Source organism: Kitasatospora brasiliensis, assembly GCF_032654805.1.
Classification (GTDB): Bacteria; Actinomycetota; Actinomycetes; order Streptomycetales; family Streptomycetaceae; genus Kitasatospora; species Kitasatospora brasiliensis.
On record NZ_JAUOOW010000007.1, the window covers coordinates 256,796 to 271,868 of the forward strand.

15 protein-coding genes are annotated in these 15,073 nt (G+C 72.2%); 5 read left to right on the forward strand and 10 right to left on the reverse strand.

Annotated elements, in window-relative coordinates; genetic code table 11:
• Positions 1 to 34 precede the first annotated feature (34 nt).
• Positions 35 to 2,596, forward strand: coding sequence for an ABC transporter permease (locus QWJ13_RS27145; RefSeq protein WP_316527727.1), 2,562 nt, complete (start codon positions 35 to 37; stop codon positions 2,594 to 2,596).
• 96 nt (positions 2,597 to 2,692) lie between these two features.
• Here the strand turns inward: QWJ13_RS27145 and QWJ13_RS27150 are convergent, their stop codons facing one another.
• From QWJ13_RS27150 to QWJ13_RS27175, 6 genes are all read right to left on the reverse strand, one after another.
• On the reverse strand, positions 2,693 to 3,304 hold the full coding sequence (locus QWJ13_RS27150; RefSeq protein WP_316527729.1) for a DUF4232 domain-containing protein: 612 nt from the start codon (positions 3,302 to 3,304) through the stop codon (positions 2,693 to 2,695).
• A gap of 218 nt (positions 3,305 to 3,522) precedes the next feature.
• Positions 3,523 to 4,368, reverse strand: a complete 846-nt coding sequence (efeU, locus tag QWJ13_RS27155) for an iron uptake transporter permease EfeU (protein ID WP_316527730.1) — start codon at positions 4,366 to 4,368, stop codon at positions 3,523 to 3,525.
• 51 nt (positions 4,369 to 4,419) lie between these two features.
• Positions 4,420 to 5,724: an iron uptake transporter deferrochelatase/peroxidase subunit gene (gene efeB / locus QWJ13_RS27160; RefSeq protein WP_316527731.1), complete on the reverse strand. Its 1,305-nt coding sequence runs from the start codon at positions 5,722 to 5,724 to the stop codon at positions 4,420 to 4,422.
• Between the two features lie 135 nt (positions 5,725 to 5,859).
• Entirely contained in the window at positions 5,860 to 7,008 is a 1,149-nt protein-coding gene (efeO, locus tag QWJ13_RS27165) for an iron uptake system protein EfeO (protein WP_316527732.1), read from the reverse strand.
• Between the two features lie 129 nt (positions 7,009 to 7,137).
• Positions 7,138 to 7,986, reverse strand: coding sequence for an ABC transporter ATP-binding protein (locus tag QWJ13_RS27170; RefSeq protein WP_316527733.1), 849 nt, complete (start codon positions 7,984 to 7,986; stop codon positions 7,138 to 7,140).
• A 162-nt stretch (positions 7,987 to 8,148) separates the two neighbouring features.
• Positions 8,149 to 8,550, reverse strand: a complete 402-nt coding sequence (locus QWJ13_RS27175) for a GNAT family N-acetyltransferase (protein WP_316527734.1) — start codon at positions 8,548 to 8,550, stop codon at positions 8,149 to 8,151.
• Positions 8,551 to 8,709: 159 nt separating this feature from the next.
• Here QWJ13_RS27175 and QWJ13_RS27180 point away from each other — a divergent pair, with 159 nt between their 5' ends.
• Positions 8,710 to 10,305, forward strand: coding sequence for a M4 family metallopeptidase (locus QWJ13_RS27180; protein WP_316527735.1), 1,596 nt, complete (start codon positions 8,710 to 8,712; stop codon positions 10,303 to 10,305).
• Positions 10,306 to 10,309: 4 nt separating this feature from the next.
• Here the strand turns inward: QWJ13_RS27180 and QWJ13_RS27185 are convergent, their stop codons facing one another.
• On the reverse strand, positions 10,310 to 11,326 hold the full coding sequence (locus QWJ13_RS27185) for a hypothetical protein (protein ID WP_316527736.1): 1,017 nt from the start codon (positions 11,324 to 11,326) through the stop codon (positions 10,310 to 10,312).
• 157 nt (positions 11,327 to 11,483) lie between these two features.
• Between QWJ13_RS27185 and QWJ13_RS27190 the strand changes: the two genes are divergently transcribed.
• On the forward strand, positions 11,484 to 12,101 hold the full coding sequence (locus QWJ13_RS27190; RefSeq protein WP_316527737.1) for a dihydrofolate reductase family protein: 618 nt from the start codon (positions 11,484 to 11,486) through the stop codon (positions 12,099 to 12,101).
• A 17-nt stretch (positions 12,102 to 12,118) separates the two neighbouring features.
• On the opposite strand, the gene QWJ13_RS27195 is transcribed toward QWJ13_RS27190, so the two are convergent.
• Complete coding sequence (locus QWJ13_RS27195; RefSeq protein WP_316527738.1) at positions 12,119 to 12,427, reverse strand: hypothetical protein; 309 nt, start codon at positions 12,425 to 12,427, stop codon at positions 12,119 to 12,121.
• A gap of 87 nt (positions 12,428 to 12,514) precedes the next feature.
• On the opposite strand from QWJ13_RS27195, the gene QWJ13_RS27200 reads away from it, so the two are divergent.
• Entirely contained in the window at positions 12,515 to 13,435 is a 921-nt protein-coding gene (locus tag QWJ13_RS27200) for an aldo/keto reductase (protein WP_432277621.1), read from the forward strand.
• A gap of 262 nt (positions 13,436 to 13,697) precedes the next feature.
• Positions 13,698 to 14,111, forward strand: coding sequence for a TetR/AcrR family transcriptional regulator (locus QWJ13_RS27210; RefSeq protein ID WP_316527740.1), 414 nt, complete (start codon positions 13,698 to 13,700; stop codon positions 14,109 to 14,111).
• Between the two features lie 4 nt (positions 14,112 to 14,115).
• On the opposite strand, the gene QWJ13_RS27215 is transcribed toward QWJ13_RS27210, so the two are convergent.
• Together QWJ13_RS27215 and QWJ13_RS27220 are read right to left on the reverse strand one after the other, a co-directional pair.
• A complete protein-coding gene (locus QWJ13_RS27215) occupies positions 14,116 to 14,730 on the reverse strand; it encodes a class I SAM-dependent methyltransferase (protein ID WP_316527741.1) in 615 nt (204 codons plus the stop codon).
• 71 nt (positions 14,731 to 14,801) lie between these two features.
• Positions 14,802 to 15,032, reverse strand: a complete 231-nt coding sequence (locus QWJ13_RS27220; RefSeq protein WP_316527743.1) for a hypothetical protein — start codon at positions 15,030 to 15,032, stop codon at positions 14,802 to 14,804.
• Positions 15,033 to 15,073 lie beyond the last annotated feature (41 nt).

Sequence of the window (15,073 nt, forward strand, 5' to 3'; positions counted from 1 at the left end):
GTCCCCCGAGTACCCCCAGGACTGACAAACCCTCATGTTCCGCACAGCTTTGCGCAACGTGCTCGCCCACAAGGGCCGGCTGCTGATGACGACGCTCGCCGTCCTGCTCGGCACCGCCTTCGTGGCCGGCACGCTGGTCTTCTCCGACACCTTCGGCAACGCGCTCAGGACCCAGAACTCCAAGAGCTACACCGACATCGCCGTCACGGTCAGCGACAACGAGGCCGCCAACCGCAGCTTCGACCACGGTGACCGGGCCGTCTCCGGCCCCACCCTCACCGAGGAGACCCGGACGAAGGTCGCCGCGCTGCCGGGCGCCGCCGAGGTCCGCGGCGTGGTCAGCGGCTTCGCCGGCATCGCCGACAAGAAGGGCGCGCTGATCGGCAGCAGCTTCTCCACCACCGGCACCAACTACGTGCCGGGCGCCGACGGCACCGACCCGCGCTACCCGCTGGTCGAGGGCCGCGGCCCCAAGGACGCCACCGAGGTCGCGCTCGACACCAAGACCGCCGACAAGGGCGGCTTCAAGGTCGGCGACACCGTCCGAGTGGCCGTCAACGGCCCGGTGATGCGGCTCAAGCTCACCGGCACGCTGCACACCAACGACCCGCGCGTGGTGGCCGGCGGCTCGCTGGCCGCCTTCGACACGGCCACCGCCCAGAAGCTCTACCTCACCCCGGGCCGCTTCGCCGAGCTGGACGTCAAGGCCAAGCCGGGCACCGACGACTCCGCGCTGCTCGCCGCCGTCCGGCAGACCGTCCCGCAGGGCGACAACATCGACGCCAAGACCGGCCGCGAACTCGCGGACGAGCAGGACAAGATGATCGAGCAGGGCACCAAGTTCCTGAGCACCGCCCTGCTGGGCTTCGCCGGCATCGCCCTGTTCGTCGGCATCTTCATCATCGCCAACACCTTCACCATGCTGGTCGCCCAGCGCACCAAGGAGCTGGCCCTGCTGCGCGCCGTCGGCGCCACCCGCCGCCAGATCACCCGCTCGGTGCTGATCGAGGCGCTGCTGATCGGCCTGACCGCGTCGGTGACCGGTCTGCTGGCCGGCATCGGGATCGCCGTCGGCCTCAAGGCCCTGCTCAACGGCCCGATGGACGCCAACCTGCCGGACGGTCCGCTGATCGTCGCCCCGTCCACGGTGATCGCCACCATCGCGGTCGGCGTCCTGGTGACGGTGCTGGCCGCCTGGCTGCCCGCCCGCAGGGCCTCCCGGATCGCCCCGGTGGCCGCGATGAGCTCGGCCGAACAGCCGGCCACCCACAAGGGCCTGGTGGTCCGCAACACCATCGGCCTGGTCTTCTCGCTGGCCGGTGCGGCCGCGCTGGCCGCCGGTGTGAGCAGCAAGGAGATCAAGACGGTCGGACTCGGCGGGGGCGCGCTGCTGATCGGCGTGTTCGTGCTGACCCCGCTGCTGTCCCGGCCGCTGATCGCGTTGTTCGCCCCGCTGCTGCGCGCCGTGTACGGCACGCCGGGCAAGCTGGCCCAGGAGAACGCGGTCCGCAACCCGCGCCGTACCGCCGCGACCGCCTCGGCGCTGACCATCGGCGTCACCCTGATCACCTCGCTGACCGTGCTCGGCGCCTCGGTGAACCAGGCCGTGGACAAGGCCACCGCGAGTGACCTCAAGGCCGACTACACCGTCGCGATGGAGAACCGCTCGCCGCTCTCCCTCGAAGTCGCCGCCCAGCTCGCCAAGGCGCCCGGCGTCACCGCGACGAGCGCGGAGCGCGGCCTCTCGATCACGATCGGGCAGAACGGCGAGGACAGCGAGTGGATCACGGCGGTGGACGCCGCGACCATCGACCAGCTGGCCACCATCAAGGTCAAGGAGGGCTCGGCGGACGCCCTCAAGCAGGGCAAGCTGCTGGTCAGTTCGGGCCGGGCCGAGAAGGCCGGGTACAAGGTCGGCGACACCCTCGCCGTCACCTACCCGGACGGCGCCAAGGGCTCGCTGACCGTCGGCGGCATCCTGGAGGCCAGCACCGCACTGGCCTCGGTGATCGCCCCCGAGTCCGTGGTCGGCCCGCACGCACTGCCCGGCTCCGGCCTGGAGGCGGTCCTGGTCAAGGGCACCAACGGCGCGACCGAAGGGCTGAAGCAGGCGCTGCGCGACGCGACCGACGGGAACCCGCTGATCGCGGTCAAGGGCCAGAAGGAGATCAAGGCGGAGAACAGCCAGATCATCTCCGGCATCCTGAACCTGATGTACGGGCTGCTCGGCATGTCCCTGGTCATCGCGGTGCTCGGCGTGGTCAACACCATGGCGATGTCGGTGTTCGAGCGCCGCCGGGAGATCGGCATGCTGCGGGCGATCGGCCTGAACCGGCTCGGCATCCGTCGGATGATCCGGCTGGAGTCGCTGCTGATCGCGCTGTTCGGCGGGCTGGTGGGTGTCGGCCTCGGCACCCTGCTCGCCTGGGCGGGTGTGCGCACGATGCCGGGCAGCCTCAAGGTCGTCACGGTGATTCCGCCGGTGCAGATCGTCGGCTTCCTGGTCGCGGCCGCCGTGATCGGCCTGCTGGCCGCGCTCTGGCCGGCCTACCGGGCGGCGAAGCTGGACATCCTGGGCGCGATCAAGAGCCAGTAGTCCGGGAGCGGGAACGCGCGGAGCCCCCGGTCGGTTCGAAGGAACCGGCCGGGGGCTCCGCCATGTCGTCAGCTCGAACAGATCAGGCGGGCAGCGTCAGTTGAACAGGACCTTGTCGTTGCTCTTCTGCAAGGTGCCGGTGGTCAGCCCGGCGGCCGAGACCAGCAGCTGGCTGACCGGCTTGCCGTCGGTGCCGAGCACCTCGGCGGTGACCGGGGTGGTCTCGTCCGGCGCGGTGACCTGGAGACCGGTGAGCACGTGGCAAGAGGCGTCCGACTTGTCGCAGGCACTCCACTTGAGGCCCGCGTAGCCGGCCTTGTCGGGCTTCAGGGTGACCAGCGTCGCCGGCCCGGGGTGCGCGTCGCGGTTGGCCGTGAGCGCGTCCGCACTGTTGTCGGCCCGCAGGCCGCCGAAGCCCGCGTAGCCGTACAGGGTGCAGTTGTGGTTGCTCTTGTTCTTGATCGTCAGCAGGGCCGAACCGGCGCCCTTGAGCTGCACGGTGGCGCTGATCTCGTCGCTCTTGCAGCGCGAACCGGCGGCCTGCTCGGCCATCGGGTCATTCGGGACGGTGGCCCCGGCGGCGCTCGCCTTCGGGTCCCCCGGCTTGTCGTCCGTGTACTTCACGTCGTCGCAAGCGGTCAGCAGCACGGTCGCCGCGAGGGCGGCGACACCGACGGCGACTAACCTGGCAGGCCTGCGAACGGTCATGTTCCCCCCAAGGGTGAGTCATGGCATGGTTCTGTCACCCTAAGTACGAAGGCCGTGGCGCAACGGTTCCACTGGGGCTGGTGTTTGCCGCAACTGGCCGAATTTCGCCCCGAAACCACCGTGTTGACACGAAACCGCCCCGCCCGGCGGAGGCCGGACGGGGCGGTACGGGGTGGTGCGGGGTGGTGCGGGGTGGTGCGGGGTGGCGGAGCGCCGGATCAGGCGGCCGGCTTGGCGGCCACCCGCTGGGCGGGCTTGGCCTTGCCGCCGCCGAAGAGGTTGAAGAACACGGCCAGCGTGGGCACCAGGTAGAGCAGCCAGACCACCAGCTGGAGCACCGTCGGGTCCGGCTGGAAGTTGAACACGCCCTTCAGCAGGGTGCCGTACCAGCTGTCCTTGGGGATGGTGCTGGAGATGTCGAAGGCCGTGCTGTGCAGGCCGGGCAGCCAGCCGGCCTCCTGGAGGTCGTGCACGCCGTAGGCGAGGACGCCGGCCGCGACCACGACCAGCATCGCGCCGGTCCAGGTGAAGAACTTGGCCAGGTTGATCTTCAGCGCGCCCCGGTAGAACAGCCAGCCGAGCACCATCGAGGTGAGCAGGCCCAGCGCGGCGCCGATCAGCGGGTTCCACCCGTCGCCGGTGGCCTGCACGGCCGACCAGATGAACAGCGCGGTCTCCAGGCCCTCGCGGCCGACGGCCAGGAAGGAGGTGACCACCAGGGCGGTGGTGCCCATCGCGATCGCCGCGTCCAGCTTGCCGTGCAGCTCGGTCTTCAGGTGCCGGGCGGTGCGCCGCATCCAGAAGACCATCCAGGTCACCAGGCCGACCGAGATGATCGACAGGGTGCCGCCGAGCGCCTCCTGGGCCTCGAAGGTGAGCTGCGAGGAGCCGAACTGGAGCACCGCGCCGAAGGCCATGGAGAGCGCCACGGCCGAGCCGACGCCGATCCACACCGGCGGCAGCTTGTCCTTGCGGTCGGTCTTGACCAGGTAGGCGATCAGGATGCAGACGACCAGGCTGGCTTCGAGGCCTTCGCGCAGGCCGATCAGGTAGTTGCCGAACACGCGGGCTCCTGGGGGGTGTCGAGGTGGTACGAGGGGAACGCGGTCGGGGCGTCAGCCGAACAGGGCCTGGCCCCACCACTCCCCCGGCTTGCGCACGCCCGCCGGGCAGGCGAAGTGCGCGGAACCGACGTGCTGGATGTACTCGTTGAGCTTGTCGCTCGCCGCGAGCTTCTGCTGGAGCGGGACGAAGGCCTTGCGGGTGTCGCGCTGGTAGGCGAGGAAGAACAGCCCCGCGTCCAGGCGGCCGAGGCCGTCGGTGCCGTCGGTGAAGGAGAAGCCGCGGCGCAGGATCATCAGGCCGTTGTTGGCGTCCGGGTGGGCCAGCGCGACGTGCGCGGTCGCGGGCATCGCCGCGAGGTCCGGCGCGTCGTGCTCCTTGCCCTTGCCGTACGGGGCGCCCTCGCCCTTGGTGCGGCCGAAGGTGTCCTCCTGGTCCTTCAGTGAGGCGCGGTCCCAGGTCTCGATGTGCATCCGGATCCGCCGGGCGACCAGGTAGGAGCCGCCGGTCATCCACTCCGGGCCGTCGCCGGGGGCGGCCCAGACGTGGTCGGCCAGCTTCCCGGTGTCGGTGCCCGCGATGTTGTGGGTGCCGTCCTTGAAGCCCATCAGGTTGCGCGGGGTCTGCTCGTCCGGGGTGGTCGAGGAGGTCTTGCCGAAGCCGAGCTGCGACCAACGGATGTTGACGGTGCCCATGCCGATCCGGGCCAGGTTGCGGATCGCGTGCACGGCGACCTGGGGGTCGTCGGCGCAGGCCTGGACGCAGAGGTCGCCGCCGCTGCGGGCCGGGTCGAGCTTGTCGCCCTTGAAGTTCGGCAGGTCGATCAGGGCCTCGGGGCGCTTGGCCTGGAGGCCGAAGCGGTCGACGCCGTCCTTCTCGAACAGGCTCGGGCCGAAGCCGATGGTCAGGGTGAGCCGGGAGGCGGGCAGGCCGAGGGCCTCGCCGGTGTCGTCCGGCGGCGCCTCCCCCGAGTCGGGCACCGCGCCGGTGCCGACCTCGCGGCCGCCGGTCATCGCGGCGGCCGCCTTGGTCCACTCCTTGAGCAGCTTGACCAGGGACTCCTTGGTCGCCTTCTCGGAGACGTCGAAGGCCGCGAAGTGCAGCCGGTCCTGGACCGGGGTGGAGATGCCGGACTGGTGCTCGCCGTAGAACGGCACCTCGGCGCCGACCTGGGTGGCGGCCACCGGGACGGCGTCGTCCTGCCGGGTCGCCGCGGCGACCGAGCCGACGGCGGCGGCGCCGAGCGCGACGCCCGCGCCGGCCCAGCCCATGACGGCGCGGCGGCTGACCGCGCCCTTGGTCGCGGTGGCGCCGGCGGTGGCCGGCGTCCCGTTCTGCTGCTCGTTCTCCGCGTCCATCGGTGGGCGGGCCCTTCTCCTGTGCCGGGCTTCTCTGCGCCGGGCTGCTCGGTGCTGCTGCCCCACGGCGGCCGTGGCGCCCGGATCACGGGCGGCCACGGCGTCGGTGGGGGTACTTCGGGGCGGTGCGGCCGGTTACTTGACGACCACGGCGGCGGCCAGCTTCGACAGCGGCTCGCCCAGCGAGTTGACCGCGTCGGAGAAGGTCTTGCGCTCGGCGTCGGTGACCTTGTCGTAGGAGGTGAAGCCGCCGTCGGCCTGCTTGTACTTGGCCAGCAGGGCGTTGATCTCGGCGAACTCGGAGTCCAGCGTCTTGGCCAGCTCCGGGTCCTTCTCGGAGGCGACCGGCTTCAGCAGCTCGTAGGCCTTCTGCGCGCCCTCCACGTTGGCCTGGAAGTCGTCCAGGTCGGTGTGGCTGTAGCGCTCCTCCTCGCCGGTGATCTTGTTGGTGGCGACCTCGTCCAGCAGCTCCTTGGCGCCGTTGGCCATGCTGGTCGCGGTGATCTCGGCCTCGGGGATCTTCTTCTGCCAGTCCTTGAGGTCGGCGACCAGCTGGTCGGCGAGCTTCTTCTCGTCGTCGCCGATCTTCGCGTCCACCCAGAGCGACTTCTCCAGCTTGTGCCAGCCGGTCCAGGCCTGGCCCGGCTCCAGCTTGTCCTCGCGGGTGTCGGTCTTCGGGTCGATGTCGCCGAAGCTCTCGGCGACCGGCTCGGTGCGCTCCCAGCCGGTGCGCGAGGGCGCGTACAGCGACTTGGCCTTCGCCAGGTCATCCGCCTTGATCGCGGCGACGAAGGCCTCGACGGCCGGGATGGTGGCGTCGGCCTGCTCCTGGGCGTACGTGCGGTAGGCCTCGACGGCGGCGGCCAGGCGCGGGTCGGCCTTCGCGGAGCTGCCGCCCTCGCCGGTGACGGTGATCTTCTGGCGGATGCCGTCGCCGACCATGCCCGGCTTGCAGGCGATCTCGTACGAGCCGGCCTTGATCTCGGCGTTGATGCTGGCCTTGGTACCGGGGCCGATGTTCTCGCGCTCGGTGACGATCTTGTCGCCGTCGCCGTAGACGTAGACCTCGGTGGTCTTGGAGCCCTTGTTGCTGATGTCCAGCACCACGTGGCCGGCCGGGAAGCTGGTCTTGGAGACCTCGCACGCCGTGTCGGTCGCGTTCACCTTGACCGCGTCGGAGGCGGCCGCCTTGTCGTCCTTCTTGGACGCGCAGCCGGCCAGGGTTGCGGTCGCCACGGCGAGGGTGAGCAGCGCGGCTGCGGTGGAACGACGACGGGCGGACATGCGGGCTCCAACGGACAAAGGGCATGGGTGTGCCAAGGTGGTGCGGCCGGCCGGGGACCAGCAGACCTCATTAGCTAAGGCATACCTTACGTAAAGACGATTTAACGTCTACACCCACCCCCTCAACCGTTACCTTCCCGATGTTCCGGCGGGCCGGCCTCCCGGCGTCCGACGGTCGGCGGCGCGGGCCGTCCAGCGCCCCTCGTGGCGGCTGATCCGGATCGGGTGGCCGAAGGTCTCGCTGATCAGCTCGGTGGTCATCACCTCGTCCACCGGCCCGGCCGCGACACACTCGCCGCCGCGCAGCAGCAGGGCGTGGGTGGTGCTCTCCGGCAGCTCCTCCAGGTGGTGGGTGACCAGCACGCTCGCCAGCTCCGGATGCTGGTGGCGCAGCAGGTCGAGGCTGTCCAGCAACAGCTCGCGGGCGGTCAGGTCGAGCCCGGTGGCGGGTTCGTCGAGCAGCAGCAGCCGGGGGCTGGGCATCAGCGCCCGGGCGATCAGGGCCCGGCCTCGCTCGCCCTGGGAGAGGGTGGTCCACGCGGCCTCGGCCATCGCGCGCATGCCGAGCGTGTCGATCAGCCGCTCGGCCCGCTCCAGCGCCTCCGGGGCAGGCTTGCGGTGGAACTCCGGCTCGATGGTGTTGGTGTGCCCGGTGAGCACCACCTCGCGCACGGTCAGCGGCGAGCGCAGCGGGTGGCGCGGATTGACGTGCCCGAGGTGGGCGCGCAGCTCGCGGATGTCCACCCGGCCGAGCCGGCGGCCGAGCACGTCGACCTCGCCCCGGGTGGGGTGGGAGACCGCGCCGAGCAGCGCCAGCAGGGTGGACTTGCCCGCACCGTTGGGGCCGAGCAGTGCCCAGTGCTCGGCGGGGTGGATCTCCAGGGTGATCCCGCGCAGCAGGTGGCGGCCGTCGCGGACGACGTCCACGTCCCGGGTGCGCAGCACCGGCCCGTCGAAGTCGGGGGTGGTGGGGTTCATGGGACTCCGATCGCGGCGCCGGGCAGGGTGCGGGCGGGGCGCCGCACCGGACGGGCCGGCGCCGTCCGTCCGCGTGCAGAGTACAACCGTCGGGCGGGGGCGGGCCGGTCCGTCCGAGGGGTGGACGCGCCAGCGCCCGGACGCGCTACGGGAGTTGGGGCCTCAGAGCGCCAACAGGCCGGCATCGGTGGGGCGCAGGCCGCAGGCGTCGAGGTAGAGCGGGCGCAGGTGCGGCTCGAAGTCCACGTGCAGCCAGGCGCAGCCGGCCGCGCGGGCGCCGTCGGCGGCCTCGGCGACCAGTCGGGTGGCGACGCCCCGGCGGCGGACGTCCGGGGAGACCGCGGTGTCGAGCAGGAAGGCGTGGGCGCCGCCGTCCCAGGCCAGGTTGACGAAGCCGACCAGGGCGCCGTCGGCCGCACGGCGGGCGGTGACCCAGCCGAGGCTGTGCCGCTCCAGGCGGGCGAGCCAGCCGCCGGGCTCGATCGGGTGGCCGAAGCCCTCGGCGTGCAGGGCATCGAGTTCGGGGTCGGTGAGCCGGCCTCGCCAGCGGTAGTCGATCGTCACCACGGAACTCTAGAGCGATTGTTGATTTCCGATCACTTTTGATTGACCAAGGACACAACTTGGCAAAGTTATGACCTTTCCTCTAGCTGAATCTGACTGTCCCCCGTCAATCTCGGTCGCAGCTCCTTTCCCTGCACAGCTACCCCCACTGGAGTCAGCGTGACCCCCACCCCCTCCTCCCGTCGTGCCCGCGTGGCCGCAGCCGTCGCCGTGGTCGCCGCCCTCGCCGGCGCCACCGTCCCGGCCGCCACGGCCTCCGCCGCCTCCGGTGGCCGCGAGGGCGCGATATCCCAGGCCCGCGCCAACGTCGCCCGCAACGCCGGGGTGTTCGGCTTCGGCACCGGCCAGGACCTCGTGGTCAAGGACGTCGTCCTGGACGCCGACGGCACCTCGCACGTCCGCTTCGACCGCACCTTCCAGGGCCTGCCGGTGGTCGGCGGCGACCTGGTCGTGCACCAGGACGCCAAGGGCCGGCTCAAGGACTCCTCCCGCGCGGCCGCCCACGACGCCGCCGTGAAGTCCACCGTCCCGAAGGTCACCGCCCAGTCCGGCGCGGCCGGCGCGCTGGCCGCCGCCCCCGGCGTCAAGGACGCCGTCAGCAGCCCCGAGCTGGTCGTCTGGGCCGCCGACGGCACGCCCCGGCTGGCCTGGCGCACCACCGTCGAGGGCACCGGCGCGCACGGCGAGCCGGCGGGCAAGGTGGTCGTCACCGACGCCACCACCGGCGAGCGGATCGAGTCCTACGACGCCGAGCACCAGGCGGCCGGCACCGGCAACTCCGAGTACACCGGCACGATCGCCATCGACACCACCGCCAAGTCCGGCGGCGGCTACACCCTGACCGACCCGGTCCGCGGCCACGTCACCAAGGACGCCAACAACGTCTCGGCCAGCTCGCTCAAGGCCACCTCCGGCACGGCGTTCACCAGCACCACCAACGTCTGGGGCGACGGGAAGAAGTTCTCCGCCAACCGCTCCACCGCCGCCGTCGACGCCCACGCCAACACCGCCTGGACGTACGACTACTACAAGAACGTCCACGGTCGCAGCGGCATCAAGAACGACGGCAAGGGCGCCACCGTCTTCGTCCACGTCGGTACCAAGTGGGACAACGCCCAGTGGTCCGACAGCTGCTTCTGCATGATGACCGGCGACGGCGACGGCGTGACCGACCCGGAGCAGGTGGACCTGGACACCATGGGCCACGAGATGACCCACGGCGTCACCAGCGCCACCGCCAACCTGCGCTACAGCGGCGAGTCCGGCGGCCTCAACGAGTCCACCAGCGACATCTTCGGCACCATGGTCGAGTGGTACGCCAACAACACGGTCGACACCGGCGACTACCTGTTCAGCGACCAGTCCACCCCGCCGTGGCTGCGCCGCTTCGACAAGCCCTCGCTGGACGGCCGTTCGGCCGACTGCTGGAGCAGCTCGGTCGGCAGCCTGGACGTGCACTACTCCTCGGGCGTCGGCAACCACTGGTTCTACCTGGCCAGCGAGGGCAGCGGCAGCAAGACCATCAACGGCGTCACCTACAACAGCCCCACCTGCAACAGCTCCACGGTGACCGGCATCGGCAACGACAAGGTCGCCAAGATCTGGTACCGCGCGCTGACCGTCTACATGACCTCCACCACCAACTACAAGGGCGCCCGCGCCGCCTCCCTCAACGCGGCCCGCGACCTGTACGGCGCGAGCAGCACCGAGTACAACGCGGTGGCGGCGGCCTGGAGCGGGGTCAACGTCAGCTGACCGCCTAGCGGTTGAACCCCACGTGGCAGTGGTCGTGGTGGGTGTCGTCGGTGAAGAACTGGTTGCCGACACCCGGGATCGCCACCGGGCCGCCCACGTTGTACGAACCGGCGGCGGCCGCGTCCCGCATGAAGGACTCGATCAGCTGCCGGGGCGTGGCCGGGTCGACCACGGCCAGGCCGTCGATCCGCCACACGTCGAAGGCCCGGCCCAGCGGATGGTCGCTGGGCCGGGTCGTCCCGAAGACGTCCATCGGGTGGCCGGTCCGCACCACGCTCACCGACAGCGTGTACGGGCCGGCCAGCCGCAGCATCGCCTCCACCGCGCTGTCGTGGACCGTACCGCTGCGCAGGTCGGCGGCGGCCTCGGGCGGCAGCTCGATCCGCGGTTCGGCCAGCGCCCGGGCTACGTCGGCCGACGGTGAAGCGGCGGCCGGGCCCGGGACGCCCGGGTGCAGGTCGGTGACGGTCCAGCGCGGCTCGGCCCGGCTGAGCCGGACGTCCACCGTGGTGCCGCCCTCGGCCACCGAGCCGTCCTGGCCTCGGGTCCACTGCCGGCAGACCACCAGCACGCTCGCCGAGTCGTCGAGGATGCCGCCGTACTGGGCGACGATCACCTCCAGGCTCGCCTCGGCCGCCGCCGGGGCCGGCGGGCCCGCCCGGTCCGCCAGCGCGGGCGGCAGGCCCAGCGCCGCCACCCGCGCCCGGGCCGCCTCCGCGCCCTGCCCGCCGGGCGGCCAGGCGCCGAGCGCGGCGACCAGCTCGACGGCGCGGCGCTTGACGTCGGGCTGGATCTCGCCGGGGCCGGGCTGCCAGAGCGGCGGGCGGGGCAGCGGGGCGGGCGTCGCGGCGGGACTTTCGGCGGGCTTTCGGGCAGGGGTGGCGGCCGCACCCGTGGCCGCCGGCTTGCCTCCGCCCGTACACCCGGCCGTGCCCAGCGCCAGTGCCGCCGCCGCGCCCGCCCGCAGCAGTCCGCGCCGGTCCGGGCCGTGGCCGCCACGCCCGCCGGCTCCGCTCCTCATGCCGTCCTCGTCATGCCGTCAGTATGCGGTCGGCCCCCGGCCGACGGTGGGGCCGTCAGCCCAGTGGGTGAATCGGTCCGCCCACCGGAGCCGCCGGTCTGTCACAGTGGCCGGCGGAGGGGACCCCACCCGGCACCGGCACGCAGGGAGACCGACGATGGCCAGGCTCACCCTCACCACCTTCCTCACCCTCGACGGAGTGATGCAGGCCCCCGGCGGCCCGCAGGAGGACCCCGCCGACGACTTCCCGTACGGCGGCTGGCTGGCCCCGTTCGCCGAGGACGACATGGGCGGCCACATGGCCGAGGTGCTCGGCCGGGCGCGGGCCTTCCTGCTCGGGCGGCGGACGTACGACATCTTCGCCTCCTACTGGCCGAACGTGACCGACCCGGCCGACCCGATCGCCACCGCCCTGAACGACAAGCCCAAGTACGTCGCCTCGCGGACCCTCACCGACCCGGCGTGGGCCCACAGCACGGTGCTGGGCGGGGACGTCCCGGCCGAGGTCGCCCGGCTGAGGGAAGACCTCGACGGCGAGGTGCAGATCCACGGCAGCGGGGCGCTGGCGCGCACCCTGATGGCCCACGACCTGATCGACGAGTACCACCTGCTGGTCTTCCCGGTGGTCCTCGGCCGGGGCGCCCGGCTCTTCCCCGACGGCGGTCTGCCGACCTCCTTCGCGCTGACGGAGTCGCGCACCACCGGGGCGGGCGTGGTGATCGGCACCTACCGCCCGACCGGACGGGCGACCTTCGGGGACCTCAGCGCCCGGTAGGAACCGCCGCCGCCCGGCTAGGGCAGCTCCGGGGGCCGCAGGCCGTAGCCCTCCCCGGTCCGCACGATCCAGACGGGCTCGCCGAGCTTCACCCGTAGGACGGCCATCGGGTACCGCAACTCGACCGGGTGGAGCACGATCCGGTAGACCTTCCACAGGATCGTCTCCGAGTCGTGCACGCCCCCGCCGAGCTCGATCAGACCGCGCAGCAGCCTGGTGTCGGCGTGGGTGAGTCGCACCTCCCGGCCGTCCACGGTGACGATCCGGCTGTCCGGGTCCAGGACGAGCCGCCCGTCGAAGGCGGTCAGCCGGTGTTCCTTCTCCACGCCGGGCAGCCTAACCGCCGATGCCGCCGCTTCCAACATGTTCGAATCGGTAGCGGTCGGAACAGTTCACTAGCGATCATGACCGACATGACTTCGAACGCCATCGTGAACTCCCCTAGGACCGCTGCCGATTCCGGCACCTGGCAGCTCGGCGACCGCCCCGTCCACCGGATCGGCTTCGGCACGATGCGGCTGCCGCAGACCGGCCCGGCACTCGTCCCGCACGCCGTACCGCGCGACCGCGAGCAGGCGCTGCGGGTGCTGCGCCGCGCGGTCGAACTGGGCGTCAACCACATCGACACCGCCGCCTTCTACTTCTCCCCGCTGCGCTCCGCCAACGAGCTGATCAACCGGGCGCTCGCACCGTACGGCGACGACCTGGTGATCGCCACCAAGGTCGGCCCAGGCCGCCACCTCGACGGCACCTGGGCCGAGCACGCCCGCACCCCCGAGCTGCTGCGCGCCCAGGTCGAGCAGAACCTGCGCGAGCTCGGCCGCGACCACCTCGACCTGGTGAACCTGCGCGTCCTCGGCACCGACTCGATCGCCGAACGCTTCGGCGCCCTGGCCGAGTTGCGCCGCGCCGGGCTGATCCGGCAGCTGGGCCTGTCCAACATCCACCCCCACCAGCTCGCCGAGGCCCAGGCCATCGCCCCCGTGGTCTGCGTGCAGAACCCGTACGGCATCGGCGCCTCGCCCGGCCAGGACGAACTGCTGCGGCTCTGCGGGGAACAGGGCATCGCCTTCGTCCCCTTCTACGCGATCGCCGGTGCGGGCCGGGAGGGCGGCTTCGGTGAGTCCGAGCCCGCCCAGGTGCGGTCGGTGGCCGAGGCGCGCGGGGTGAGCACCGCCCAGGTGCGGCTGGCCTGGACCCTGCACCGCGGCCCGCACGTGCTGGCCATCCCGGGCACCGGCGACGTGGCGCACCTGGAGGACAACATCGCCGCAGGCGCGCTGCGCCTGTCGACGGAGGAGCTGGCCCTGCTCGACCAGGCCCACACAGGCTGATCCGCAACCGGACGCGGACCGCGGCGCGTCACGCCGGGGCGACTTGATCCTCGTCTTGATCTCCGCCCACCGCACGCTGATCGTGCCGCGCTACCGGCCCCGGCCGACCGCCGGCCGTGCTGCTGCCGAACGACCGGGGGCACCTTCCGAAGGAGCTGCGCCGGACCGGGCCCCCTGGCCAACTCCGCTTCCGAGCAAGGCGCTTCGAGGGGGCGAAGCGAGCCCGTCGACAGGAATGCGCGGACCGATCCACTCTCGCCGCATGGGAGTCAAGGGCGAGGCGACCCGGGCCCGGCTGATCACCGGCACCCTGGAACTGGTCGAGGCGCAGGGCTACTTCGGGACGGGCCTCAATCGCATTCTGGCCGCCACCGGCGCCCCGCGCGGCTCGCTCCACTCCCACTTCCCGGGCGGCAAGGACCAGTTGGTGGCCGCTGCGCTCACCCAGGCCGGCCAGGAGGTCGAAGCGCTGCTCACCGGCCTGGCCGCCGAGGGCGCCGACGCCGCCACCCTCGCCGAGCGGCCGATCGGTGTCTTCGCCGAGCGCCTGGAGGCCTCCCGTTACATCAGCGGCTGCCCGATCGCCATCGCCGCCCTGGAGGCGGCGGACCTCACCGAGGAGGAGGTCGCCTGGCGGCCGCTCCCGATCGAGACCGTCCGCCCGGGCATCGGCTGAGCGGCTACGCCTCCCGCTCGAAGAGCAGCGCCGTCCAGTGCACCCCGTCCCGGCCGTGCAGGTCGGGGCGGGCGGCGCGGTGGTGCAGGCGCAGGCCGTGGGCGGCGGCGAGGGTGATCGTGGGCTCGGGCGGGAGGTCGAACATCCGGCGGCCGGGCGGGACGGGGCCGTGCCGGATGGTGAGGGCGAGGCGGCCGCCGGGGGCGAGCAGGCGGGTGAGGGCGGCCATCGCGGGCGGGCGCTCGGCCGGGGACAGGTGCATCCAGACGGCCGTGAGCAGGACGAGGTCGTAGCACTCGCCCTCGGCCGTCAGCAGCGGCAGTTCGGGCAGCGCGTCGGCGACCCAGCGGATGCCCGTACCGGCGTGCAGGCGCTCGCCGACGGCACGGAGTTCGGGGGTCGGCTCGACGGCGACGACCCGGTGCCCGAGGGCGGCAAGGGCGGCGGCGTCGCGGCCGGTGCCGGCACCGATGTCGAGGACGGCGGCGGGCGGCTCCGGATACCGGTGGTGCAGGTCGCGGTGGACCTCGGCGAAGCTCACGCTCTCGTACTGGACGGCGAGTTGCTCGGCCGCCTCGCCGTAGCCCGCGGTGCCGGCCGGCCCGGCGGTGCCGTTCACCGCGTCTCCCGGCCGAGCGGGCGGCCGCACATCTGATCCACGCTCACCCGAGCAGCCTAACGGACCCGGGTTCAGGCCTCGCCGGGGTGCCAGGCGGGCCATTCCCAGGGGTGGTCGGCCCACTGGACCCGCTGCGGGTCGTGCGGGTCGAGGTCGGGGAAGAGCTGGTGGACGCGCGGCTCGAACTCCTCGGGGGCGAGCGGCTCCCAGCCGTGGCCCTCGAAGTGGACCAGGCGGTAGCGGCTGTCGGTCCCGAACTCGGCCACCTCGACGAGGGCATTGGACGTGCTGTTGGTCTCCATGCCCCCCAGCATGTGGCGTGGTGGCAATCAACGCCCGTTCA